This window comes from Paenibacillus puerhi (assembly GCF_009846885.1).
Classification (GTDB): domain Bacteria; phylum Bacillota; class Bacilli; order Paenibacillales; family NBRC-103111; genus Paenibacillus_G; species Paenibacillus_G puerhi.
Genome location: NZ_WUWM01000018.1, coordinates 27104 through 49012 on the forward strand (window position 1 = coordinate 27104; position 21909 = coordinate 49012).

Consider the following 21909-nt stretch of genomic DNA (forward strand, 5'->3'; position numbering starts at 1 on the left):
CATGCAGGTGTAACCCGAAAAATCTTATTTCGTATTATGAAGCATAGCGTTCATACTGCGGAAATTGAGGGATACATCTATGATCGAGCCATACATCGTTAATGAAGACACCTGTTATCGGCAAGCTGAGCAGAAGGCCGCTCGCTACTTTGCATCGTTATATGAGCAGGTCAAGGGAAAAACGTATGTACCTATCCTGACCGAAGACATCGGACTGTGGAAACGAAGCCATGTGCCTCGACGGTCATGGTTATCCTTTTTATCGCGAGGAAAGAGAAAGCCTGACAGTGGGGACTATTATCGATATATCCAATGGCTGAACCGTACAGACAAGCTGGGTGACTACCTGGATCGAAGCGTTACTTATATGTACCTGAGAGATCTGGGCCAAGCTATGGATTCGCCGGATACGCAGGCCAGGATTCAGCGCGCGGCTGCCGACTTCAAGCATCGCCTGGTTCATTCCACAGCAACTGACCGGGAGGAGCAGCCGGAATTTATCAGTGTGGTGGAGCTGTATCGATGGGCACAGAAGGAAGGCGTGGAGTCCGCCGTGATCTGGGTGATCGACAAGCTGAGGGCTGTATCGGCCCACCTTCCCGAGGAAATGAACCGCGAGCATGCTCAGCGCAAGCTTATCAAAATCATAGTAGGCGTGGTCCTGCATGCGATGGAAGAGATGAACGATCAATCGTCTGTAGAACGTGTCCGGACACTGGATAAAGCCATAAGGCTCGGTTATTCCTACGGTCTGACCTACCCGTTCATTGACGATCTTCTGGATGCTCAGATCTTAACGGATCCAGAGAAAGCGCAATACTCCCGTATGATACGGACGGCACTTCTCACGCGAGCCGTGCCGGAGCCGGGTGAGTGGGCAGGAGACAAGCGGGCCATGCTTCAGTACGTACATGCCGAGCTGAAGGAGGCTTTTGAGTACATCGAGCGTCATCAGCAACCGGAGACGCGACATCTGTTTTTTGAGCAGGCTTATGTTTTTTTTCAGTCTCAGGAATTGGATCGTGCTAAGGTTCTGTCCCATGCGGCGTACACGAACGAAGAGCTTTATATCCCGGTCATTCTAAAGTCGGCATCCTCCCGGCTGATCGCCCGTTCCGTCCTTGATGCTGCCTTGGACGAGGATTTTGAGGAGCGAACCTTCTATTTTGGCATCTACAATCAACTGGCTGACGACTTTGCGGATGTGTTCGATGATAGGCAAGCCGGCGCCGTAACCCCGTATACCTATTATTTAACTTACCGAGATCAGCGCTCCGATCTAATGAATCCCTTTGAGTTGTACTGGTCGGTCATTTGTCATCTGATCCATAACGTGTATCATTCCGATGACAAGGCCCGCGAGGTGATTCTGAATCGTGCCATCAATGGTCTGAAACGCTGCAAAGCTCGTATCGGCACGGAAGAATATCACCGTCTGATGGAGATTTTTGCTTTCGGAAGCCCGGAGTTCCAGCGACTTGTCCAGCAAATGGTTCAAAAAGCGGACGACGTGGATTTTTTCGATAAGCTGCTTCGGGACCAACTGGTCACCATGCTGAAAAACGAGCGGATGGTCAAGGGGCAATTTCTCGAGACTATCCAAGCGGCGCGCGAGCAGATCGACAGCAGCTTGCAGATAGCGAAGCCCGAGGGAGCTCCGGCAATGAAGGAGACGCTGATCGATGCGGCCAATTACAGCCTCACAGGAGATGGGAAGCGTCTGCGGCCGATACTGACCAGAGTTATGGGCGTCCAAGCATATGGGCTGCAGCCGTCATCCATTACTCCTCTATTGAGGTCCTTGGAGTATATGCATACCGCCTCTCTGATCTTCGACGATTTACCTTCCCAGGATAATGCGTCTACCCGGAGAGGCCGTTCCACGCTTCACCAGATGCATAATAGCGCGACTGCGGAATTAACCGGTCTTCTGCTGATTCAAAGGGCGACCCAGGAACAAGCGCCCCTGGATCAGTTCGACCCCCAAACCGTGCTTGCTTTAATGAGATATTCGGCCCAAACGGCAGAAGATCTGTGTGTGGGGCAGGCGATGGATTTGAGCTGCAAAGGGGAGACGTTAACCCTGGAGCAGTTGAATACGATCTGCTTTTACAAAACAGGACTGGCGTTTGAGGCCGCTTTGGTTATGCCTGCCATCCTCGCTCGGGTTAGCGAGCAGGAAATCTCGACTTTGAAAGCATTCGCTTATCATGCGGGTATAGCTTTTCAGATCAAGGATGACTTGCTTGATGTGGAGGGGGATGATCGCCTGCTCGGGAAGCCCGCTGGCCAAGATGCCGCCAACGGTACTTCGACATTCGTGACCGTCCTGGGGCCGGAAGGGGCCAAGAAAGAAATGTGGGAGCACTACTGCCGCGCCATGGAAGTATTGAAAGAAATGCCGCGCCGCGCTACTTTTCTGAAGCTTGTCTTGAATTACATGATTACGAGGGAGCGTTAGGGGCAGATTCGTACACGGCACCAACATGGAAACCGGCCAATGTGTCGGTTTTTTTGTGTATTTTAGAAGACATCGTTGCCTATGTCCGGTTAGGCAGAAAACGACGTGGCTGTAGGGTATAAAGTACGCCTGTCATCCGTAAGGATGCTTTCCTTATTTTCTAAATATTTATCTAATTAGGAAGGAGAAGGAAACATCATGGCGAAGTAAGTAACGGAGTTAGTTCTAAAGTCTTAGGAGGAACCAGGAATGGTACAAAATGAACGATCAAATATAGTCCCATTATCAGATGCGTATAAGGACTTGCTCCAAATCGTAAAAGGGGCAGCCAGCAAAGAGATGAAAGAAAAAGTTTTCCATATACAAGCCGAGGTAAGCTACATTCATAATAAGATTTACGGAGGCAACCAGTATATTAAAGCATACGGTGACAATGAAAACCCTCTACAGCTTATTGTACCAGTAGATATTGCGAAGACGTTGCAAACTAAGAACTATTATAAATTCAGCGGATCATTCGAAACGTCCAATTCGCCTGATTATGGACTTTTTCAGTTCAGGGTATCTTCGGCTATATGGCTTGGCAAGGATATGCGCCTGGAGGCTAAAAAGCAAGCGGCTAATGAAATCATTGAATTAGGTTACCTAGATAAGTATAAAGATGATTTCGCTGCTCTCCGTGGTAAAAGTCATTGTCATGTAGCCCTGGTCACTTCTCCACAATCACAAGTTATTAGAGACGTGATTGAGGTTTTCAAAGCGCGCAAGGGCATTAAGCATGAGATTGTGCCTGTCAAACTAAGTGATGCCAATGGTATTGCTCAAGGGATTACGGATGCTTCTGTCGGAAAGTACGATGTAATTATGATCATCCGCGGCGGTGGTAATGAGAGTGACTTTGTTGTGTTTAATGATCCCAGTGTGGTGAAGGCTATCCATGACTCGAGGATTCCAGTAATTGTTGGCATTGGACATACGGATAATAACACATTTGCTGATAAGGCAGCTGATCGTTCGGAAACGACGCCATCTAAAGCAGCACGATTCTTAGTTGACATGTTAGGCCAGTCGGTTCAGAGCACCCAACAAACTGCTTCATTTAATAAGCAGACTTATCGAAGGCCGTACGAGGCGGTAAACAAGCGGACGAGAGAGTTTCGAAAATCTAACTCTGGCTCTATTGCTGTGAAGCTTGGCTTAACCATTCTCTTTATAGCGGTTGCCGGTGCAATTTTCTTTACTGTTCTACCAAAAGTATTTGAAAATATATTGAAGGGCATGTAGGTGTGCGGATGGCTAGAACATATTATGCGGAAGGCAGGCAGCTCGCTTACTTCCTTAGAGGCATTTTCATTATAGGCGGTCTTGCTCTGTACTTTTATATTCCAGGCTTACACTGGGGATTTTTCTTCGGGATATTATTCGGCTCGATTATCGTGGCCGATATCATTGGTGCAATCTGGACGAGAAAAAAGCGTAGCAAGAAGAAGCTGACCAAGCGACAGTCCTCTCAAAATAAACCAGTGCAGACTGGCTCGAGACGTTCTTCGAAAGGCTGCAGAGCAGACGAACTTATTCTAACCAGCAGACTGGATGACTTGTCTGGAGCTGAGTTTGAGCGGTTGCTTGCTCTATACTTCCGAGATCAGGGATACACAGTGAAAGAAGTAGGTGTTGGAGGTAACGATGGAGGGGTTGACCTTGTTATCGTAGATGGCCGAGGTGAGAAGACTGCTGTTCAGGCTAAATGTTACGCGGATCACAACTTGGTTCCAGTTATGACGGTAAGAGAGCTTGTTGGGGCTAAGAGGAACCATGATTGTATCTTGTCGTTGCTAGTTACTACCTCCGATCTCACTCAGCCTGCTAAGAAAGAGGCGGAACAGTTTAAGGTGGACTACTGGCATGGAGCCTTAGTTGAGCAGAAGTTAAGAGCTTGGGGAAAATGGCAGCCGAGTAAAAAGACACGTCCTATTGAGAAGAGTGGGTCTGTTGCGAAGTCCGTGATATCTAAAGCTAAGAAGGAGATGGCAGCGACTAGCAGTGTGTCATGTAAGTGCGGTGCGCCTATGGTGCGGCGCAAGAGTAAGCAAGGTGATGATTTTCTTGGGTGCACTAATTTTCCTAAATGCAGAAACACAAGAGCGATCTAAGAATGTGATGCTGCAGCCCCCAATAATAAAAATGCAAGAGTCCAATTAGAGCAAAAGGGACACGAGCAGGCGAGAAATTCACGAAACGGATCTCAGGGGATATTTGGGGGCTTCGTCCAGGGAGTAACCGAATATTATTCTTCGGTTGGAATGGGGAGTATTTTGTTTTATTACACCATTTTTCGAAAACAACACAAAAGACGTCACCCAGGGAAATTGCGATAGCCAAAAGAAGAATAGACAATTGGCTCTCAAGAAAGAAGAAGGAGTGAAATGGATTATGAGAAGCTGGAGTGAGAAGAAGAAGGAACTCAAGTCCATAGATCCAACGCGTATGAATGAGCTTGAAGCTGTCGCGCAATTAGTGAATGCCATTCATCAAAGGCGGGTTGAACTAGGCGGGACCCAAAAAGAGCTAGCCGACAAGGTGGGGCTCCACCAAGAGTCTATTGCACGTATCGAGAATGGCGGGTCCATACCTTGCTTACATACAGTATTTCGATTAGCGACCGTTCTAGGAATGAATCTAAGTTTGCACGGTATTGAAGCGGCTGCAACGATCCTGATTTAACAAAGCTGGGACTCATAAATTACGAAGTAAAGCATGGGGTATACGCTCTCACTAAGGTTGATTTTTTTCCTTATAGAGAAGAAACATGGAAATGTGCTCTGCAGTCAGAGCCAAGCGGTTAAGTAATGTTCCTTTTTAAAGGACTGGTTGCAAAATCGAGAACGGTTTAGCTCTGTTAAGGAAATGGCCGATGCCTTTCACAGTATGAAGCCTGAGTAACTATCGGAGTGGCAAGAGAAGAGTGTCTTACATCGTTGTTTCAGCAGGGCCATTTCTAATATCTACTTAGATTCTATAATTTCTTGCGTCAGGTTGTAATCAACCACTAGTATATTATTACGGGAAAAAGAGGTGACAGGTATGAGTATTTCATTTTTTACTCAAGATCAAGGTATTAAGTATATTACACAATTATTTCTTGATAAGAATCTAATTCCAATTTTCGGTTCCGGTTTCACTAGATCTTGTAAGTCTTTTAGTTCAATTGTGCCTGATGGGAATGAGGCTACAAGTATAATGAAGCAACTTATACTAGAAAATTGCGATAAAATCACATTGAATGATATAGAGGACTCTGATTTTAATGAAACTTCCAAATATTTCTATAAGCTAGTGCCATCAGAAAAAAGATTGGAGTTTTTTAGAGACCATTTTACACATGTAGAAGTTAATGATTATCGAAAAGACTTTCTAAAATTAGAGTGGCCGTATGCATATACATTAAATATTGATGATGGTATTGAAAGAACAAAACTATTCCAAACTGTATTACCGTACAAAAAACTAAATAGACCAGACACTTCAATAAGGCTATTGTATAAACTACATGGTGATGCATTAACCGAAGTTACGTATAAAGACTATGAAAATATAATATTTAGTGACGAGCAATATCTTCAATCTATCACAAATGAACTAAATAAGGACTTTTCGAATAATTTAATTGGTGATTATTCGCAAAAGAATTTAATATTTATCGGTTGTAGTTTGAAGAATGAACCTGATTTGAAATATATATATAAGAAGATAGAGGATACCAAGAGCACCCTACGTATTTATGTTACGAGCAAAGAACCTACTTTTTTGGAGGCATCAAATTTAGAGGAATACGGAATAAACCAAGTGTTGATTGTTTCAGACTATGAATTGTTTTATCGGGAGTTTATTAAGGAAACAAAGTCGCTACAAATGGAGGCTGAAGCCACTATTTATAGTTATACGAATCCAAAGGTGATTGATAAGAGTGAAAGGGAAGAAGCAATTGAATTAATATCGGGGACGAATATATTTAAAAATAAGATAAATGCCTTTTATAAAGGTGGGCTTCATGTCCATAGATCAATTATTAAAAACCTTGAAAATAAAATTGATCAAAATGAATGTGTGGTAGTGAGGGGGAGAAGGTTTAGCGGGAAAACGTATCTTTTATGCTCATTATTAGAACGCCAGAAGAAATACACTACCTACTTTTTTCCGTCAACATCTCAGGTTGATGAAGAACTAATTTTTAATCTGTTCACAAAGTGTCAAAGGTCGCTATTCGTTTTTGATAGTAACTCTCTTTCTTCGAGTGCATATAAATTTGTGGCTAATAGCCAACACTTGTTGGAAGATAGAGAAAATAAAATTGTTATTTCAGTGAATTCGAATGATAATTATATTTTAGATAGTATGAGCGCTGAGATGGTCGAAATACCCAGTTTTTTTGATGAGGCTGAGTTAAATATAAGTCGGCAGTTATCTAATACATACGGTTTAATAAATCGGAGAAGAAATAATACCAACATTGATTACTTAGTAAGACTATCAGAAGAGCAAAAAGTAAGCATAACATTCTTTGATTTTCATAAGAAACTAACAGATAAAGAAAGAATTTTAATATTATTACTTTGCGTTTTAGATAAAGTTTACCTGACAGATGCGTATGCCCTAGGAGTTTCACCAAGAGAAGTTCAAAGTTTTATAGAAAGGTTACCAACTTTAATAGAGGAAATTCCGGTAGATCGGAATGAAACCAACACTCATTCTTCTTATAAAATTGTGCACAATAGTAAAATTGCGTTGCTTACTATATTAAACAACCTATCTAAAAACGAAATAATTGAAAGTATTAACCAGATTGTTCTAAAACTAAAAAACGACAGACAGAGATATAGAATGTATATCGAAGTAATTTTATTTGATACATTAAATCAATTATTTGGGGGTAAGCACGGAGCCGGGCATTTAATTTTTCAGGTTTACGAATCATTAGAAAGAAAGCTAAGTTTCGATATGCACTATTGGTTGCAGAGAGCTAAAACCATTTATCGTTTATTTCCCACTGACAAACAAAAATTAGATGAGGCATATAACTGGGCCAAGAAGTCTTATGTTGATGGAAGTAAACCAATTAGATATAAAGCCGCTTTAACTACCTCATTGATTTGTTGTTTGTTATATAATTTAGAGAAAGACGGTAAGGCAAGGTTTTTTAATCAACGAGAGGCTATCATGCTTGGGTACGAGGCATTGTTTTTAGACTTGCATTTTAACTATAAATATATTAATAACGAGCTTTTAGAGAGTAAGAAAAGGGACTACAGTGCCTCACTTTTACTGAATACTTGCAAAGATTATATAACTGAATATCCCAGCCATGAATTATGTGATAAAGCTAAGAAGATATGTGAAAAATTGCAGGAAATATCTGAGGGGTATGAATATGCTAAGGTTTAAACTATTTAAGTAATGTCGCTCCACGTTAAATCCACAACCGTTTCCGGTTGTGGATTTTCGCCATGGTTGGGATATTTCCGTACTAGACGTAATCAGGAGCATACTGCCAGGTTTAAGCGGTGCTTACATTCATGCTATAATCTAATGAAGCGCATCGTTTCTTTCAGAAAAATCAAATTTGCTAGTATAAATCAATTAGACAAAGGGGTGCATCGACCAATCATGAACGATCATCAGGCATCCATGCACCACCAGTTGATTATTATCGGTGCAGGCGCATCAGGACTCATGGCCGCCGTTACTGCGCGAGACTTGGGTATCGATACCGCCATATTGGAGAGTAACGGCCGCATTGGGAAGAAGATCGGAATGACAGGCGACGGCCGCTGCAATATTACAAATGATTCCACTGTGACAGGTGCGGACGACGAAGCCGCGGCTCTATTGCGCAAGTATTACGGCAGCCAGGCTGAATTCCCGCTGCCCGTGCTGAAGCAGTTCGGCATCCGTCAAACGATTGATACCTTCAATGTACTCGGACTTCCACTTACAAGATTGAAAGAAGGCTTACTGTATCCGATGTCGCTGCAGGCTGCATCCGTGCTGGATATTTTCGAGCTTGCTCTCGAGGAACGGAACGTTTCGGTATACCTCAACAATAAAGTGCTGGATGTTACCGTATCGACGGAGCATCCGCGATTCAAGATTACATGCCGAACCGAGACGGAGGAGCAGGTTGTCTATACCAGCGAATACTTGTTTCTATGTACGGGCGGTCTTACCGGTCAAAATGCGGGAACGGACGGATCCGGGTACGCGCTTGCCCAACGTATGGGGCACACCTTGGTTAAGCCTGTGCCGGCCATCGTGCAATTGCAGGTGCAATATCCGCATCTGAAGGCGCTGTCCGGCATCAAACTTCAGGGACGAGCCCACATCCTCGTGAACGGCGAAGTCGTCCGCAGCGAAACCGGCGAAATTCATTTCGCCGAATACGGCCTCTCCGGCCCGCCAATTCTCCAGCTCGGCCGGACCGCTGCCGTTCATCTCGCGAGAGGGGATTCCGTGACTGTGTCCGTCGATCTAATGCCGAGCCGCACACAGGAAGAGGTTAAACAATTTCTGGAGATGAACTGGGGGACGTTCGCACACCGGTCGGTCGCGGAATCTTTCACCGGTTTTTTACACAAGAAGCTGATCCCCGTCCTGCTGAAGGAAGCGAAAATTGACCCGAACCTGCTTTGCCAGGATTTCTCGTGGAAAACCAAAGGGATCTTTAATAAAATATTGAAGCGTTGGGACTTTAAAGTGACCGATACCCGTAGCTTCGAGAACGCGCAAGCGACAGCCGGCGGCATCGCTACGAAAGAACTTGTCGCGGACACGTTGGAATCCAAGCTCGTGCCTGGGCTCTACTTGGCCGGCGAGGTGATGGACGTGGACGGAGACTTCGGCGGCTACAATCTGCAATGGGCCTGGAGCTCCGGTTATGTGGCCGCGATGGCGCTTGGGAAGCGCATATTCAGATGAAACCATTGAAAAAAGGAATGCATCCACCACCTATGTCTAAATCCAAATCTAAATCCTCAAAACACCACAAGCTGTTCATTATCGGTGCGGGGGCTTCGGGCCTTATGGCTGCCGTTACTGCACGGGATCTGGGGATCGATACCGCGATTATTGAAAGCAATGACCGGGTCGGAAAGAAGGTACTAACAACCGGCAATGGGCGTTGCAACATTACGAACGAATCAACGGCGACGGGTACGGACGAAGCAGTCTCTTTATCGCGCAAATATCACAGCAATCAAGCGGAATTTCCACTGCCTGTGCTGCAGCAATTCGGCGTCCGGCAAACCGTCGATTTCTTCAACACACTCGGTCTTCCGTTGATCGCCGTGGAGAATGGCCGGATGTATCCGATGTCGCTGCAGGCTGCATCGGTGTTGGATATTTTCCGAATTGCGTTGGAGGATCGGAATGTTCCGATATACTTCAAGACCAAAGTATTAGATGTTACCGTGTCGAAGGAACATCCGCGATTCACGATTTTGTGCCAGACGGAGACAGAGAGTAATGTCGTGTATACCAGCGATTATCTCTTCCTCTGTACGGGCGGTCTTACTGCCCCAAAAACAGGAACGGATGGGTCCGGTTACACGCTTGCCCAGCGGCTAGGACACACCCTGATCAATCCTGTGCCCGGTATCGTTCAATTGAAGCTGGAATATCCATATCTGAAGGAGATGTCCGGCGTCAAATTTGAGGGACTGAGCCATATCATCGTAAACGGCGAGTTCATCCGCAGCGAATATGGAGAAATTCTATTTACGGACTACGGCGTCTCCGGCCCGCCGATTCTCCAGTTAAGCCGGAAGGCTGCGTTTCAACTCGCAAGAGGGGAAAAGGTGATCTTATCGCTTGATTTGATGCCAGATCGCACGGAGGAAGAAGTCGTCGATTTTCTTGATACGCACTGGGGAATGTTCGGACACCGGACGGTTGCGGCTTCCCTGATTGGCATCTTAAACAAGAAACTGATCCCCGTCCTGCTGAAAGAGGCAGGTATCGATCAAGAGCTGAACCTGCTATGTCAAGATTTATCGTGGAAAACCAAGGAAATCTTGTACCGGCTTATGAAGCGTTGGGAGTTTATTGTGACCGATACCAATGGCTTCACGAATGCACAAACGACGGCCGGCGGCATCGATACGTCGGAGCTAAAAGAAGGAACGCTGGAATCGAAGCTAGTGCCGGGGCTTTATTTGGCCGGCGAGGTCATGGATGTGGATGGGGATTGCGGCGGCTATAATCTGCAATGGGCCTGGAGCTCAGGCTATGCCGCCGCGACGGCGCTTGCCGCTTCCTTACCGGCGCGACGTAAGAAGATTGGTGGTATTCACTCCTAGCTAGCCTGTACGTTCTTATTCCCTCCAGAAACAACAGCTATCGTTTATCACAACGACAGCTGTTGTTTTTGTTTTCGCCGGTTCTTGACAAGTGAGGTTTATTACAATAAACTTATCGATATAAGGTTTACTGAAATAAACCCATTAAGGGGCGATCCGAATGGAACCGTACAAATTATTCGATGCCGAGTATAAATTTGCCTGTCTGATCTGGGACAATGAACCCATTAATTCTACAGACCTTGTAAAGCTAAGCCAGACCAAGTTAGGCTGGAAGAAGTCCACGACCTATACGGTTCTTAGAAAGCTCTGCGAGCGGGGAATCCTTAAGAACGAGCAAGCGATGGTCACTGCCATTATTAAGAAAACAGATGCACAGAAATACGAAAGCCAGACGGTGGTTGAAAAAGCCTTCAATGGGTCGCTGCCGCAGTTTTTAACCGCGTTTCTAGGGGAAAAGAAGCTTTCCGAAGAAGAAGCAGAAGAGCTGAAGCGGATTATTGAGGAGGCAACCAGATGACGAACCTGTTTCTTAGTATCCTTAGTATGAGCATTACGGCAAGCTATGTCGCATTTGCGGTTATGATTGCGAGATGCTTGCTGAGGCGCGCTCCTAAACTATTCTCCTATATATTATGGTCGGCCGTTATCATCAGACTGGTTATTCCCACCAGTTTCGCTTCAAGCTTTAGTATCTTACGATTGCTGCAGCCCGAGGCCCAAGCTGGCACAAGTTTCATGGAGTTTATGCCGCAGGGTATGGGGATGCAGAAAAGTCCGGTTGTGGAAGCTGGAATTAGCCGGATCAGCACTTTTGTATATTCATCTCTTCCAGGTGCTGCCTCCATGGCAAGCGTAAATCCCCTGCAGATCCTTATAGAGATCGGAAGTATAATCTGGATAACGGGCGCAGCCCTTCTTTTCCTTTACAGTGTGAGTTCATACTTGAAGATACGGGCCAAAGTCCGAACCGCAACTCTTGTCAAAGATAATATCTATGAGACTGACCAGATTGCTACACCCTTCGTTTGCGGGTTTCTGAAGCCGACTATTTACCTTCCGACCGGCATGGGCGAGCATGAGCTGTCTTATATTTTACTGCACGAGCAAACTCATATCAGGAGACGGGACTATCTGATAAAACCTTTTGCATTTATGCTGCTGATCGTTCATTGGTTTAACCCGCTTATGTGGCTGTCCTATGCGCATATGAGTAAAGATATGGAGATGTCTTGCGATGAGAGTGTCATCAATAAGATGGGGCAGCAGATTAAAGGAAGCTACTCGACCTCCTTGCTTTCTCTTTCTATGGGCAGAAGTGGGCTGCTGACCGGTAGTCCGCTTGCTTTTGGAGAGAGGAATGTGAAGGCAAGAATTCAACATATTCTCGCTTATCGCCAGCCGTCTTCTAGGATGATGGCAGTTTATATGCTTGTTATCGCAGCCTTGGTTGTGGGATGTACAGCCAATCCTAAGCCACCGCTCCCCATATCGCAGCCAACCTACTTCGGCTATCATTTAGACAAGCTTATAAAAAACAAAACCCTTTATGTGGGCAATCATGTCAAGGTAGGTGGTCTCATCGGAGGAATGCCCAAGCCGGCAGGCTTGGAGGTTACCGGATTGGAGCTTCAAACGAAAGCTCAGCCTTATGGAGTGACCATTAATTACGTTAGGAGTGACTCCACTGAAGCGGCAAAGGAAGGAGCAATAAGCGGAGAAGCTTTTTACCGCAATTCCCTTCTGCTCTTAAGCCTGATTGATAACGTCGATAGCATAACCCATTCGATGGTGGACAACACGGACCTGAGTGATGGGGCTGCCTACAGCTATACGTTTACAAGAGAACAGGTCAATCAACGGTTCGGAGAGGATGTCCGCAATCATGCCGCAGACGAAGCAAGCTTGCGGCAACTGATTGATCGCTTAAACGGATTGTCCATAAAGGAGGCTAGTAATCCCGGCTAAGGCTGATTCGCTGTCTCTATCACTGCCGGCGGTTCGAGAATCCAGGTCTAGCCGTTAGGCAAAAAGCATCGGCCTTTTGGGTCGATGCTTTTTGCTGGTCAGCGGAGGCGGCTTGAAGCGGAGCTAGCGGCCGCTTTGGTCAGCCTAGGGACACGGGGCGGTTATACAAATGATCCATAAATTGAGAGAAACTGTGGTCCTCCCCCAAGGCCCCCTCTTCCTAACTCCAATTGATCTATCCAGACGCAGGATATATAATTCAAACTAATACCCGTCAGGTAATTTTTACCTAAGTTTATTGTCTTTATCCAAAAGCGGGTCTAGGAAAGGAGCATAGCCCATGAGGCTGGAAACGGATCGTTTGATCATCAGGGAATACGCACCAAGCGATGCGGCAGACGTCCATCAATACGCGTCGAATGCGGAAGTGGCCGCCTACATGATCTGGGGGCCGAATACAGAGGAAGAGACAGCTGCGTTTATAGACCGGACTATCGAGATGCAGCGGCAGCAGCCGCGCGTAGACTACGAGCTAGCGGTAGTTTTGAAGGCGAGCCATCAGCTCATAGGCGGTTGCGGCATTCACATTTCCGAGCCTGGGCAGGGAGAGATCGGCTATTGCTTCCATCCTCTGTACTGGAGACAGGGATATGCCTCAGAATCGGCCAGGGCGCTGCTGCGATTGGGCTTCCAGGAGCTTGGCCTGCATCGGATCTATGCGACTTGTCGGCCAGACAACCGAGGCTCAGCTAAAGTCATGGAGAGTATCGGTATGAGATACGAGGGACATTTGCGCGAGCATATGCGTCATAAAGGGAAATGGCATGATTCCTTTCAATATTCTATCCTGGAACACGAATTTAAAGGAGATCAATCATGAACATAAGACGGGCGAAGGAAGAAGATATACCGGCACTTATCCTTATGCGCTGGGAATTTACTTTGGAGCATCAGCCGGAAATCCAGGATGAATTCGAGCTGTTTGCCGTGGAATGCCGGGTATTTCTTGAGCAGGCGATACGGGGCGAGCGGTGGCATATCTGGGTGGCGGAGACGGATGGAGTCCTTGTGTCGCATCTGTACATTCAATTGATCGACAAGGTGCCACGGCCGGGGCGAATTACATATCCGTTTGCCTACATGACGAACGTCTACACGGATCCGGACTATCGGTCACGGGGAATAGGAAGTCAGCTGTTCCGAACTGTACAGGAATGGGCAACGGACAATAAAATGGAGTTCATCATCGTATGGCCCAGTGATGAAGCCGTGCCCTTCTATTCGAGACTTGGCTACAAACGATGTACAGAGCCGATGGAGCTGACCCTGGAGTAAAAGCAACAGGTCTACATGTCGAAGAGTCCAGAGGAGGGCTTGCGGTTGAGTTCGAACGATGTTAATTGGGGCAAATATAAAATACCGCCTACCCTGCAAATTCTTATCGACTTGGATCGGGAATTAACGGCGGAAGGAAAGAGCATGATGGATGGGCTTAAATTCAATCTGACTGGGGAGGGTTATCGGTACTTCAGTACGCCCTGCGATGTGGTGGTATTTGGCAGCATCGGTGTCGATGGCATTCATTATGGATTCCTAACGGATTTTGGTTCGGTCAGCGATCTGGAGCAGGCGCCTATTGTTTGTGTCAGCCCCATGGACTTTGATCAGCCTACACAGCTTATAGCTGCAAACCTTCGTGATTTTTTGCGTGTGAATTTGACAGACGATGCGTTGTTTTATAATAGATTTGCCGACGAACAGACGTACTTAGTCCAAAAGAAAGAGTGGGAGAAAGAAGCAAATCATTCTCCCTATGTGCAGGCGGATGAGAACAAACGAATCACGGAAGAGGTGATAAGCCGACTAAGGGAGCGAATCGTTCTCCCCGATATCGAGAATCCGTTCATGTATATGAGGAGCGTCCGTGAAGCTCGACAAGAAAGTATCGCCATACCTACTCAAGACGGACTGGGCGTGGTAACTTCCGAACCACTATCGGAGGCTGTGACATTCATTCGATTTCCCATCCCAAGAGACCGGTTCGTTACTATCTCCGAGCTTGAATCCTTCTTACAAACCGCGAATAACCTCTCCAAGCTCGCCGTGGTCCGCGATATTCAGCTGCAGGCCGAAACGGAATTAAGGGAAAGGATCGCAGTCGAATTGGAAGGAATGGGCCTCAAGGAGGAGGCCACCAGAATCATGTGGGGATAAGCTCCCTTACCGTGCCCTCATTCGGTTATTCCTTGGCTTATGCTCGACTTCGGCAAGGCCTAATGCCTCCATCAGTGGGGGGATGTACATGCCGAATCTTCCGCGGAACCCTTTCTTCAAGCCATACCAACCGCCAATCGGGTTGTCAGGAGAACGACCCCATGCCTCGACGGTACCTTCCTTGGCCGGCTTCTGCTCATCCGCGCTGCCCAGCTCTATCCAATCCCCATGCTGCTTGAGCATAGCGTATAAGTCGTCAATGCAGCGGTAATCGTAATGCAGGATGGTTTTGCCTACCGTGCAGACGAGAATGGCTTTGCCATCTTTTTCATCTTTATACATCTCATATTCGGAAGTAAGAGGAGGCGTTTTTAATTTCCATGGATGCTCTTTGGTGCCTATCGCTGTCGACATATCCTGGCTCCTTTGCTTGTTCTGTTACCATATAAACTAGTTACACCATACCATAATCCGTGTCGGAAATCTCCGGTCGGGGAGGCATTATGAATTCATTGAAAGCGGCTTACCGTTCCATGTCAAACCATATGGTTCTGATTGTTATTGTTGTCATACTGATGATGATTCCCGCTTATGCGACCTGGGGAGAATACATCCATTCCGGCTACTGGAAAGAAACGCTTCCTGTACCTGTGTGGTTTTGGCCTGGAGCGGAGGGGAAATGGTCTGTACAGTCACCCGCCTGGATCGTGCTTGGGCTATTCACGTCGGTCTATTTACTCGGTATAGGGAGAATGGCCAAGGCGCGCACATTGGGGCATATCACACTTGTCTATGCGGCTTCCATCCTGCTGGCCCAGTTATCCGCAGGGCTCATCAACGGATTAGCCGGCTGGCAGGATAGCCAGCAAATGGTGGCAAGCCAGATGCAAGGGAACATGCACCGGATGAACCTCCCGATCTACGCGAAGATGAGCACATAGGCTGGTTCGACAAACCAGTCGTTCTATGATATGGTGGGAGTATCTCATAGGCATTCCACTCTTCGGAGTGGGGTGCCTTCCTGCATATGTGGGGGGATTTTACATTTAATGTCTTGTAACGGTTCATGGAGAATGAAGTGGAGGTGGTGATGCTATGTTTCTCTCTGTAGCCCCGATCAGGGGAGAAGTTATGAGTAAGGAAAGAAAACAAAGATTATTTCATGATGAGGAGCGAGCATAGCATGACAACCTTATTTCAAGCCGAAAATCGTACACGTTTGAATACATCCGGACTTCGTAATCTGCGCAGAACGGGTCGGTTGCCCGGGATTGTTTTTGGAAAAAACACGGAGAATAGAATGATTCATATCTCGGCGACCGACTTTCAGAAATGGTTAAAGCAAGGAGCTTCCGGCTTTATCGAGCTGCAGCTGGGAGAAAAGGACTCCGTGTCCGTTCTGCTGGAGGATCTCCAGCGCGATCCGGTTACACGCGATCTGCTGCATGTGGATTTCCAGCAGGTGCAGGCCAACGAGATCGTGCGCACGAAGATCCCGGTCAAGTTCACCGGCACGCCTATCGGTACGAAGCAAGGCGGAGTCGTACAGGTTCAGTGCGCTTGGATCGAGGTCGAAGCTCTTCCAAAGCATTTGCCTGACGTGATGGAATACGATATCGGCGGCATGAATGTAGGGGAATCGGTTCATGTGCAGGATATAGCGTTTTCGGAAAATGTAACGGTCATTTCGGAGAAGAACGAATTTCTATTGTCGGTCGTTAAGCCTTAACTTGACCGGCTCTATTCCTAAGTTGAAGCCGTGCTGGCAGCTTGTCTGCAGCACGGCTTTTTGATGTAGGCGGACTGCGCTCTCGCCCCTGGAAGACAGGTGCACTTTCTTGACAGGCTAGAAGTATTGGTATAGCCTAAAATAGGAATGAATATTCATTCCCTATTGATTGCTGCGCGAAACGATTGGAATAACCGAGTATATTTAAACCCATACTAGCCTTTATTTGGAGGAGACGGCATATGACAACTATTCCCCAACCCCGAACATTTGGCCCACTCGGCAATCTTCCGTTAATGGATCTGAAAGGCCCCGTCCAATCGCTTGTTAGGCTGGCGGACGAATTCGGCCCTATTTACCGTATGGATTTGCCGGGACGATCAGATTTGATTATTTCCGGCTACGAGCTGGTTGCCGATGCTTGTGATGAATCCCGATTCGATAAAAGGGTGTGGGCACCGCTGCAGAAGGTCCGGGCTTTTGCCGGAGACGGCTTGTTCACAAGCGAGACGACCGAGCCTAACTGGCAAAAAGCGCATCATATTTTGCTGCCGAGCTTCAGTCAGACAGCGATGCGCGGTTACCACGGCATGATGGTCGATATCGCGGTTCAGCTTATCCAGAAATGGGCGAGATTGAACCCGGATGAGAGCGTGGACGTTCCTGAAGACATGACGCGCCTGACTTTGGATACGATCGGGCTATGCGGCTTCAACTATCGCTTTAACAGCTTTTACCGGGAGCAGCCTCATCCTTTCATTACAAGCATGGTTCGGGCGCTAAGCGAAGCGATGAGCCAGCTCCAGCGGCTCGGCATCCAGGACAAGTTGATGGTCATTACCAAGAAACAATTCAGGCATGATATCCAGACGATGTTTGCCTTGGTCGATCAAATTATCGCGGAGCGCAAGGCCCATGGCGAGAACGGGGACGATCTGCTCTCTCACATGCTGAGCGGCAAAGACCCCGATACGGGAGAATCGCTGGATGACGAGAACATCAGGTACCAGATCATTACGTTCCTGATCGCGGGACATGAAACGACAAGCGGCCTGCTATCCTTCGCGGTCTATTATCTCTTGAAAAATCCGGATAAGCTTCAGAAGGCTTATGAAGAGGTGGATCGCGTCTTTACGGACCCCGTCCCGAGCTATGCACAGGTTCGTGAGCTGAAGTACATCCGAATGATACTGAATGAAGCTCTCCGTCTTTGGCCTACAGCGCCGGCCTTCTCCTTGTATGCGAAGGAGGATACGATGCTGGCGGGCAAGTATCCTTTGAAGAAGGGCGATAGCGTGAACGTTCTGATCCCCAAGCTTCATCGGGATATCGGGGTGTGGGGAGACGATGTAGAGGAATTTCGCCCCGAGCGGTTCGAGGATCCGAGCAAGATTCCGCACCATGCTTTCAAACCGTTCGGAAACGGCCAGCGGGCATGTATCGGCCAGCAGTTTGCGCTTCAGGAAGCTACGCTCGTGCTGGGCATGGTGCTTCGGCATTTTGAACTGATAGACCATACCAATTATCAGCTTAAAGTGAAGGAATCCCTAACGCTAAAGCCTGACGAATTCACGATACGGGTTCGCCCCCGGAGGGGCCAGAACGCTGCGTTCGCTTATACCGCCGGGGAACCGGCTGCACCCGCAGCGAGGCCGGCCGAAGAGGCGAAGACGCCGGTCGTCGAAGCCCATAACACCCCGCTGCTCGTTCTCTACGGATCCAACATGGGCACAGCGGAAGGCATCGCCCGCGAACTCGCGGAGACGGCGCGCTATCAGGGCTTCCGAAGCGAGGTCGCGTCATTGAATGACCGTTTGGGCAAGCTGCCCAAAGAAGGGGCCGTCTTCATCGTATCGGCCTCTTATAACGGGAAGCCGCCAAGCAATGCCCGGGAATTTGTCCAATGGCTGGAGGGAGCCGGTCCTGCCGAGCTGGAGGGCGTGCGCTATGCGGTATTCGGCTGCGGCGACCATAACTGGGCCAGCACCTATCAGCATGTTCCGAGGCATATCGACGAACAGTTAGTGGCGAAAGGGGCGACCCGGCTTGTTGTTCGCGGAGAGGCCGATGCAAGCGGAGACTTTGAGAAGCAGGTCGATGAATGGGGCGAGCAGCTGTGGCCGGGTGTGCTCGGTGCGCTCGGGCTGGAGGGCAGCGGCCTGAAGCAGCAGGAGCGCAGCACGCTGAGCGTTCAGTTCGTCAGCGGATTGGCGGCGACACCGCTCGCAGACGCCTACGATGCGCTCCCCGCTTCCGTAGTGGAGAACCGGGAGCTGCAAGGCGAAGGCAGCGAACGGAGCACGCGGCATATCGAGATTGCGCTGCCCGAAGGCGTCAGCTACCGGGAGGGAGACCATCTGGGTGTCCTCCCCCGGAACGATCTGAAGCAGGTGGAGCGAGTCCTTCGCCGATACGGGCTGCAGCGGAGCGAGCATCTGATCATAAGCGCAACTGGCCGCAGTGTCGCCCATCTGCCGCTAGATCGGCCGATCAGCGTGCTGGATTTGCTTAGCGATAGCGTGGAGCTTCAAGAAGCCGCCACCCGCGCCCAGCTTCGCGAGTTGGCCGCCTTTACGATATGCCCGCCGCATAAGAAGGAGCTGGAGGCACTTCTGCAGGAGGATACGTATCGGGAAAAGGTGCTGGGTCAACGACTGACCATGCTGGACCTGCTGGAGCGCTACCCGGCTTGCGAGCTTCCGTTCGAACGGTTCGTCGAGCTGCTTCCGCCGCTTCGGCCCCGGTATTACTCCATTTCCAGCTCTCCGAAGGTGCAGCCGGAACAGGCCAGTATAACGGTCGGCGTCGTCCGAGGACCGGCCTGGAGCGGGCAAGGCGAATACCGCGGCGTTGCTTCGAGTTATTTGGCCGGCCGCAAGCCCGGAGATTCCATCGTCATGTTTATCAGCACGCCGGACTCGGGCTTCCAGCTGCCCGAAAGTCCCGAAACGCCGATGATCATGGTCGGGCCTGGCACAGGAATTGCACCGTTCCGAGGCTTCCTGCAAGCCCGCTCTGCATTGAAGCTCGAAGGCGCAAAGCTGGGCGAGTCCCACTTATATTTCGGCTGCCGCAATGAAGCGGATCAGCTCTATCGGGAGGAACTGGAGCAATTCGAGCAGCAGGGCATCGTCACCGTACACACAGCGTTTTCCCGAAAGGAAGACGTGGCCAAGACTTACGTTCAGCATCTGATGAGGAAAAATGCCGAGGAGATCATCCGTCTCCTGGATCAGGGAGCCAAGCTCTACGTATGCGGGGATGGCAGCCGGATGGCTCCGCAGGTAGAAGCTGCCTTGCAGGAAGCTTATCAGGACGTTCATGGGGCGACCGGGCAAGAGGCTGCCCAATGGTTGAGCAGCCTTCTAGACGAGGGCCGCTATGCCAAGGACGTATGGGCTGGTGTTTGTTAGGTTATCTTGTTAGCATGAACTAGGATTAGTTCACCTAACCATGCTATACTACAAGATAACTATAGAAAACACGAGCTAGGTTGGTGGCGGAATGTCCAAGAAAGTTACGATGCAGCATATTGCCGATCATATGGGAGTTTCGAAGTTTGTCGTGTCCAAGGCGCTTTCGGGTAAAGGAGGCGTGAGCGAGACGACGCGGGAGAAAGTCATTCAGACTGCCGCCCAATTGGGCTATTTCTCTCCGAGCAAGCCTGTTCTCGCAGGCCAGGCACAGGACTCTCCCGCTTGGTTTGGCGATCCGGCCAAGCAGTCCGTGCTTGTGTTGATGCCGAATATCCGTTTTCAGACGAGGGAATCGTTATATTGGGGACGGATCCTGGAGGGGATATCGACTAGGCTTGAGGAATACGGGCTTGGCTATATGCTGATTGCGGAGCAAAGCAACGAGCATTTTCTGCAGATCCTCAATCCCAAAGGAATTCGGGGACTGATCGGCGTAGGGGAGATTTCCAGCCCTATCCTGCTGGACGTGCATCGAGCGGGCCTTCCTTTCGTGCTCGTGGACCATGAGGATTCGCTGATTCCCTCCGATACGGTGTTTGTCAATAATTACGATTGTATACATCGGCTCACCAAGCATTTGATCGCGATCGGACACAAGCGCCTCGTATTTGTCGGCAATATCCGGTATTCGCGCAGCTTTTATGACCGCTGGCTAGGCTTTCGCAGCGCTTTGGAGGAGCAGGGGCTGGATACCGGCGCTGGATCGGAGAAGGCCAACCTGCTTCATCTGGAAGGCTCCGGATCGTTCGTAGGGCAGATGACGACGGCCCTCACCGGCCTAAGGAAGAAGGGAGAGCTGCCCAGCGCATTCGTATGCGCCAACGATATCATAGCGGTACAGCTGCTAGATGCTTTGGCAGGGCTGGACATTCGCGTTCCCGATGACGTCTCCGTAAGCGGCTTCGACAATATCGAGAAGGCCTACGAGGCGCTCCCCCCTCTGACCACGGTTCACGTACCTAAGGAAGCCTTGGGGCGCAGGGCGGTAGAGCGGCTGGAGGCCCGGATCCGGCATAGACAGGAGCCGGCGGAGAAGCTGCTTCTGGGGGGCGAGGTCATCTACAGGGAATCAACGGCACCGCCGCGGGAAGGCGGCAGTAAGAAGGACACTTCACTCTAAGCGTGGCTTAGGGAAGTGTCTTTTTTGCGTGATTATGCGCAGCAGGAATACTCTATTCGGTGGCGTACATCACCATAAGGGGTACCGCCAGCAAAACGCGGATTTACAACGCTAAGGAGCTCAGGACATAAAAACAGCCGGTTTTCACCACGCTTAGGATGTTACCGGCTTTTCTTTCGCCCGTTCCGGCGGATCGTCTCCAGGATATTTCGATCATCTGATTTCAATTCAAAAGATACGTTCACATTGCCCAGATGAATGCCGCCAACGTTGACGCTAGGACGCATATCGGACGGTCTCAGTGTTCTCAAGGATAGGCGATTCCATACGAGTTAACGGGCTTCCTACGATCGTTATCTCCTGTGTGGCGCTCCAACACCCGGAGGGTTCAATTCTTTCACGGTATAATATCGCCTGAATCCATTGATACACAGGCAATTGAACACTTTTTTTAAGATTTATCGTTTTGTTCAATTGCTCTAATAAAAAACTACTCCCTTCCGGTTCATTGTTTAACGTGTGGACTGATAATCGTTAACAGCACAAAACCGCATTGTATCAAGATTTTCAGTATATCAAGGCATACTCGT

At 48.6% G+C, this 21909-nt stretch carries 19 protein-coding genes; 17 read left to right on the forward strand and 2 right to left on the reverse strand.

What is annotated here, in order from left to right; all coding sequences use genetic code 11:
- Window positions 1-79: 79 nt before the first annotated feature.
- The 13 genes from GSF01_RS16905 (at window position 80) to GSF01_RS16965 (ending at window position 14994) form a co-directional block, all read left to right on the forward strand.
- A complete protein-coding gene (locus tag GSF01_RS16905) occupies window positions 80-2461 on the forward strand; it encodes a polyprenyl synthetase family protein (protein ID WP_159886057.1) in 2382 nt (793 codons plus the stop codon).
- Window positions 2462-2710: 249 nt separating this feature from the next.
- Window positions 2711-3745 carry an exodeoxyribonuclease VII large subunit gene (locus tag GSF01_RS16910; RefSeq protein WP_159886059.1) on the forward strand — a complete coding sequence of 345 codons (1035 nt, stop codon included), beginning with the start codon at window positions 2711-2713 and terminating at the stop codon, window positions 3743-3745.
- An 8-nt stretch (window positions 3746-3753) separates the two neighbouring features.
- Window positions 3754-4614: a restriction endonuclease gene (locus tag GSF01_RS16915; protein ID WP_159886061.1), complete on the forward strand. Its 861-nt coding sequence runs from the start codon at window positions 3754-3756 to the stop codon at window positions 4612-4614.
- A 101-nt stretch (window positions 4615-4715) separates the two neighbouring features.
- Entirely contained in the window at window positions 4716-4886 is a 171-nt protein-coding gene (locus GSF01_RS30385; protein ID WP_407945774.1) for a type II toxin-antitoxin system RelE/ParE family toxin, read from the forward strand.
- Window positions 4887-4948: 62 nt separating this feature from the next.
- Window positions 4949-5185: a helix-turn-helix transcriptional regulator gene (locus tag GSF01_RS30390; RefSeq protein ID WP_407945775.1), complete on the forward strand. Its 237-nt coding sequence runs from the start codon at window positions 4949-4951 to the stop codon at window positions 5183-5185.
- Window positions 5186-5545: 360 nt separating this feature from the next.
- Window positions 5546-7903 (forward strand): SIR2 family protein, encoded by a 2358-nt coding sequence (locus tag GSF01_RS16930; RefSeq protein ID WP_159886065.1) that lies wholly within the window; start codon window positions 5546-5548, stop codon window positions 7901-7903.
- A gap of 222 nt (window positions 7904-8125) precedes the next feature.
- Complete coding sequence (locus GSF01_RS16935; protein WP_159886067.1) at window positions 8126-9433, forward strand: BaiN/RdsA family NAD(P)/FAD-dependent oxidoreductase; 1308 nt, start codon at window positions 8126-8128, stop codon at window positions 9431-9433.
- A 32-nt stretch (window positions 9434-9465) separates the two neighbouring features.
- Complete coding sequence (locus GSF01_RS16940; protein ID WP_159886069.1) at window positions 9466-10812, forward strand: BaiN/RdsA family NAD(P)/FAD-dependent oxidoreductase; 1347 nt, start codon at window positions 9466-9468, stop codon at window positions 10810-10812.
- Window positions 10813-10972: 160 nt separating this feature from the next.
- Window positions 10973-11332, forward strand: a complete 360-nt coding sequence (locus GSF01_RS16945) for a BlaI/MecI/CopY family transcriptional regulator (protein ID WP_159886071.1) — start codon at window positions 10973-10975, stop codon at window positions 11330-11332.
- Window positions 11329-12780, forward strand: a complete 1452-nt coding sequence (locus tag GSF01_RS16950; protein WP_159886073.1) for a M56 family metallopeptidase — start codon at window positions 11329-11331, stop codon at window positions 12778-12780. Before GSF01_RS16945 ends, GSF01_RS16950 begins: the two co-directional genes overlap by 4 nt.
- A gap of 340 nt (window positions 12781-13120) precedes the next feature.
- Window positions 13121-13660, forward strand: a complete 540-nt coding sequence (locus tag GSF01_RS16955) for a GNAT family N-acetyltransferase (protein ID WP_159886075.1) — start codon at window positions 13121-13123, stop codon at window positions 13658-13660.
- Window positions 13657-14115 carry a GNAT family N-acetyltransferase gene (locus GSF01_RS16960; protein ID WP_159886077.1) on the forward strand — a complete coding sequence of 153 codons (459 nt, stop codon included), beginning with the start codon at window positions 13657-13659 and terminating at the stop codon, window positions 14113-14115. Before GSF01_RS16955 ends, GSF01_RS16960 begins: the two co-directional genes overlap by 4 nt.
- Before the next feature lie 45 nt (window positions 14116-14160).
- Entirely contained in the window at window positions 14161-14994 is an 834-nt protein-coding gene (locus GSF01_RS16965; protein ID WP_159886079.1) for a hypothetical protein, read from the forward strand.
- Between the two features lie 6 nt (window positions 14995-15000).
- On the opposite strand, the gene GSF01_RS16970 is transcribed toward GSF01_RS16965, so the two are convergent.
- The gene (locus tag GSF01_RS16970) at window positions 15001-15408 is read right to left on the reverse strand and encodes a DUF6855 family protein (RefSeq protein ID WP_159886081.1); all 408 of its coding nucleotides are present in this window, start codon (window positions 15406-15408) and stop codon (window positions 15001-15003) included.
- 89 nt (window positions 15409-15497) lie between these two features.
- On the opposite strand from GSF01_RS16970, the gene GSF01_RS16975 reads away from it, so the two are divergent.
- From GSF01_RS16975 to GSF01_RS16990, 4 genes are all read left to right on the forward strand, one after another.
- The gene (locus tag GSF01_RS16975) at window positions 15498-15935 is read left to right on the forward strand and encodes a hypothetical protein (protein WP_159886083.1); all 438 of its coding nucleotides are present in this window, start codon (window positions 15498-15500) and stop codon (window positions 15933-15935) included.
- A gap of 242 nt (window positions 15936-16177) precedes the next feature.
- Complete coding sequence (locus GSF01_RS16980; RefSeq protein ID WP_159886085.1) at window positions 16178-16723, forward strand: 50S ribosomal protein L25; 546 nt, start codon at window positions 16178-16180, stop codon at window positions 16721-16723.
- A 242-nt stretch (window positions 16724-16965) separates the two neighbouring features.
- Entirely contained in the window at window positions 16966-20136 is a 3171-nt protein-coding gene (locus GSF01_RS16985; protein WP_159886087.1) for a bifunctional cytochrome P450/NADPH--P450 reductase, read from the forward strand.
- A gap of 91 nt (window positions 20137-20227) precedes the next feature.
- Entirely contained in the window at window positions 20228-21319 is a 1092-nt protein-coding gene (locus GSF01_RS16990) for a LacI family DNA-binding transcriptional regulator (protein WP_159886089.1), read from the forward strand.
- A gap of 161 nt (window positions 21320-21480) precedes the next feature.
- Here GSF01_RS16990 and GSF01_RS16995 read toward each other — a convergent pair whose 3' ends face one another.
- Window positions 21481-21630: a hypothetical protein gene (locus GSF01_RS16995; RefSeq protein ID WP_159886091.1), complete on the reverse strand. Its 150-nt coding sequence runs from the start codon at window positions 21628-21630 to the stop codon at window positions 21481-21483.
- Window positions 21631-21909 lie beyond the last annotated feature (279 nt).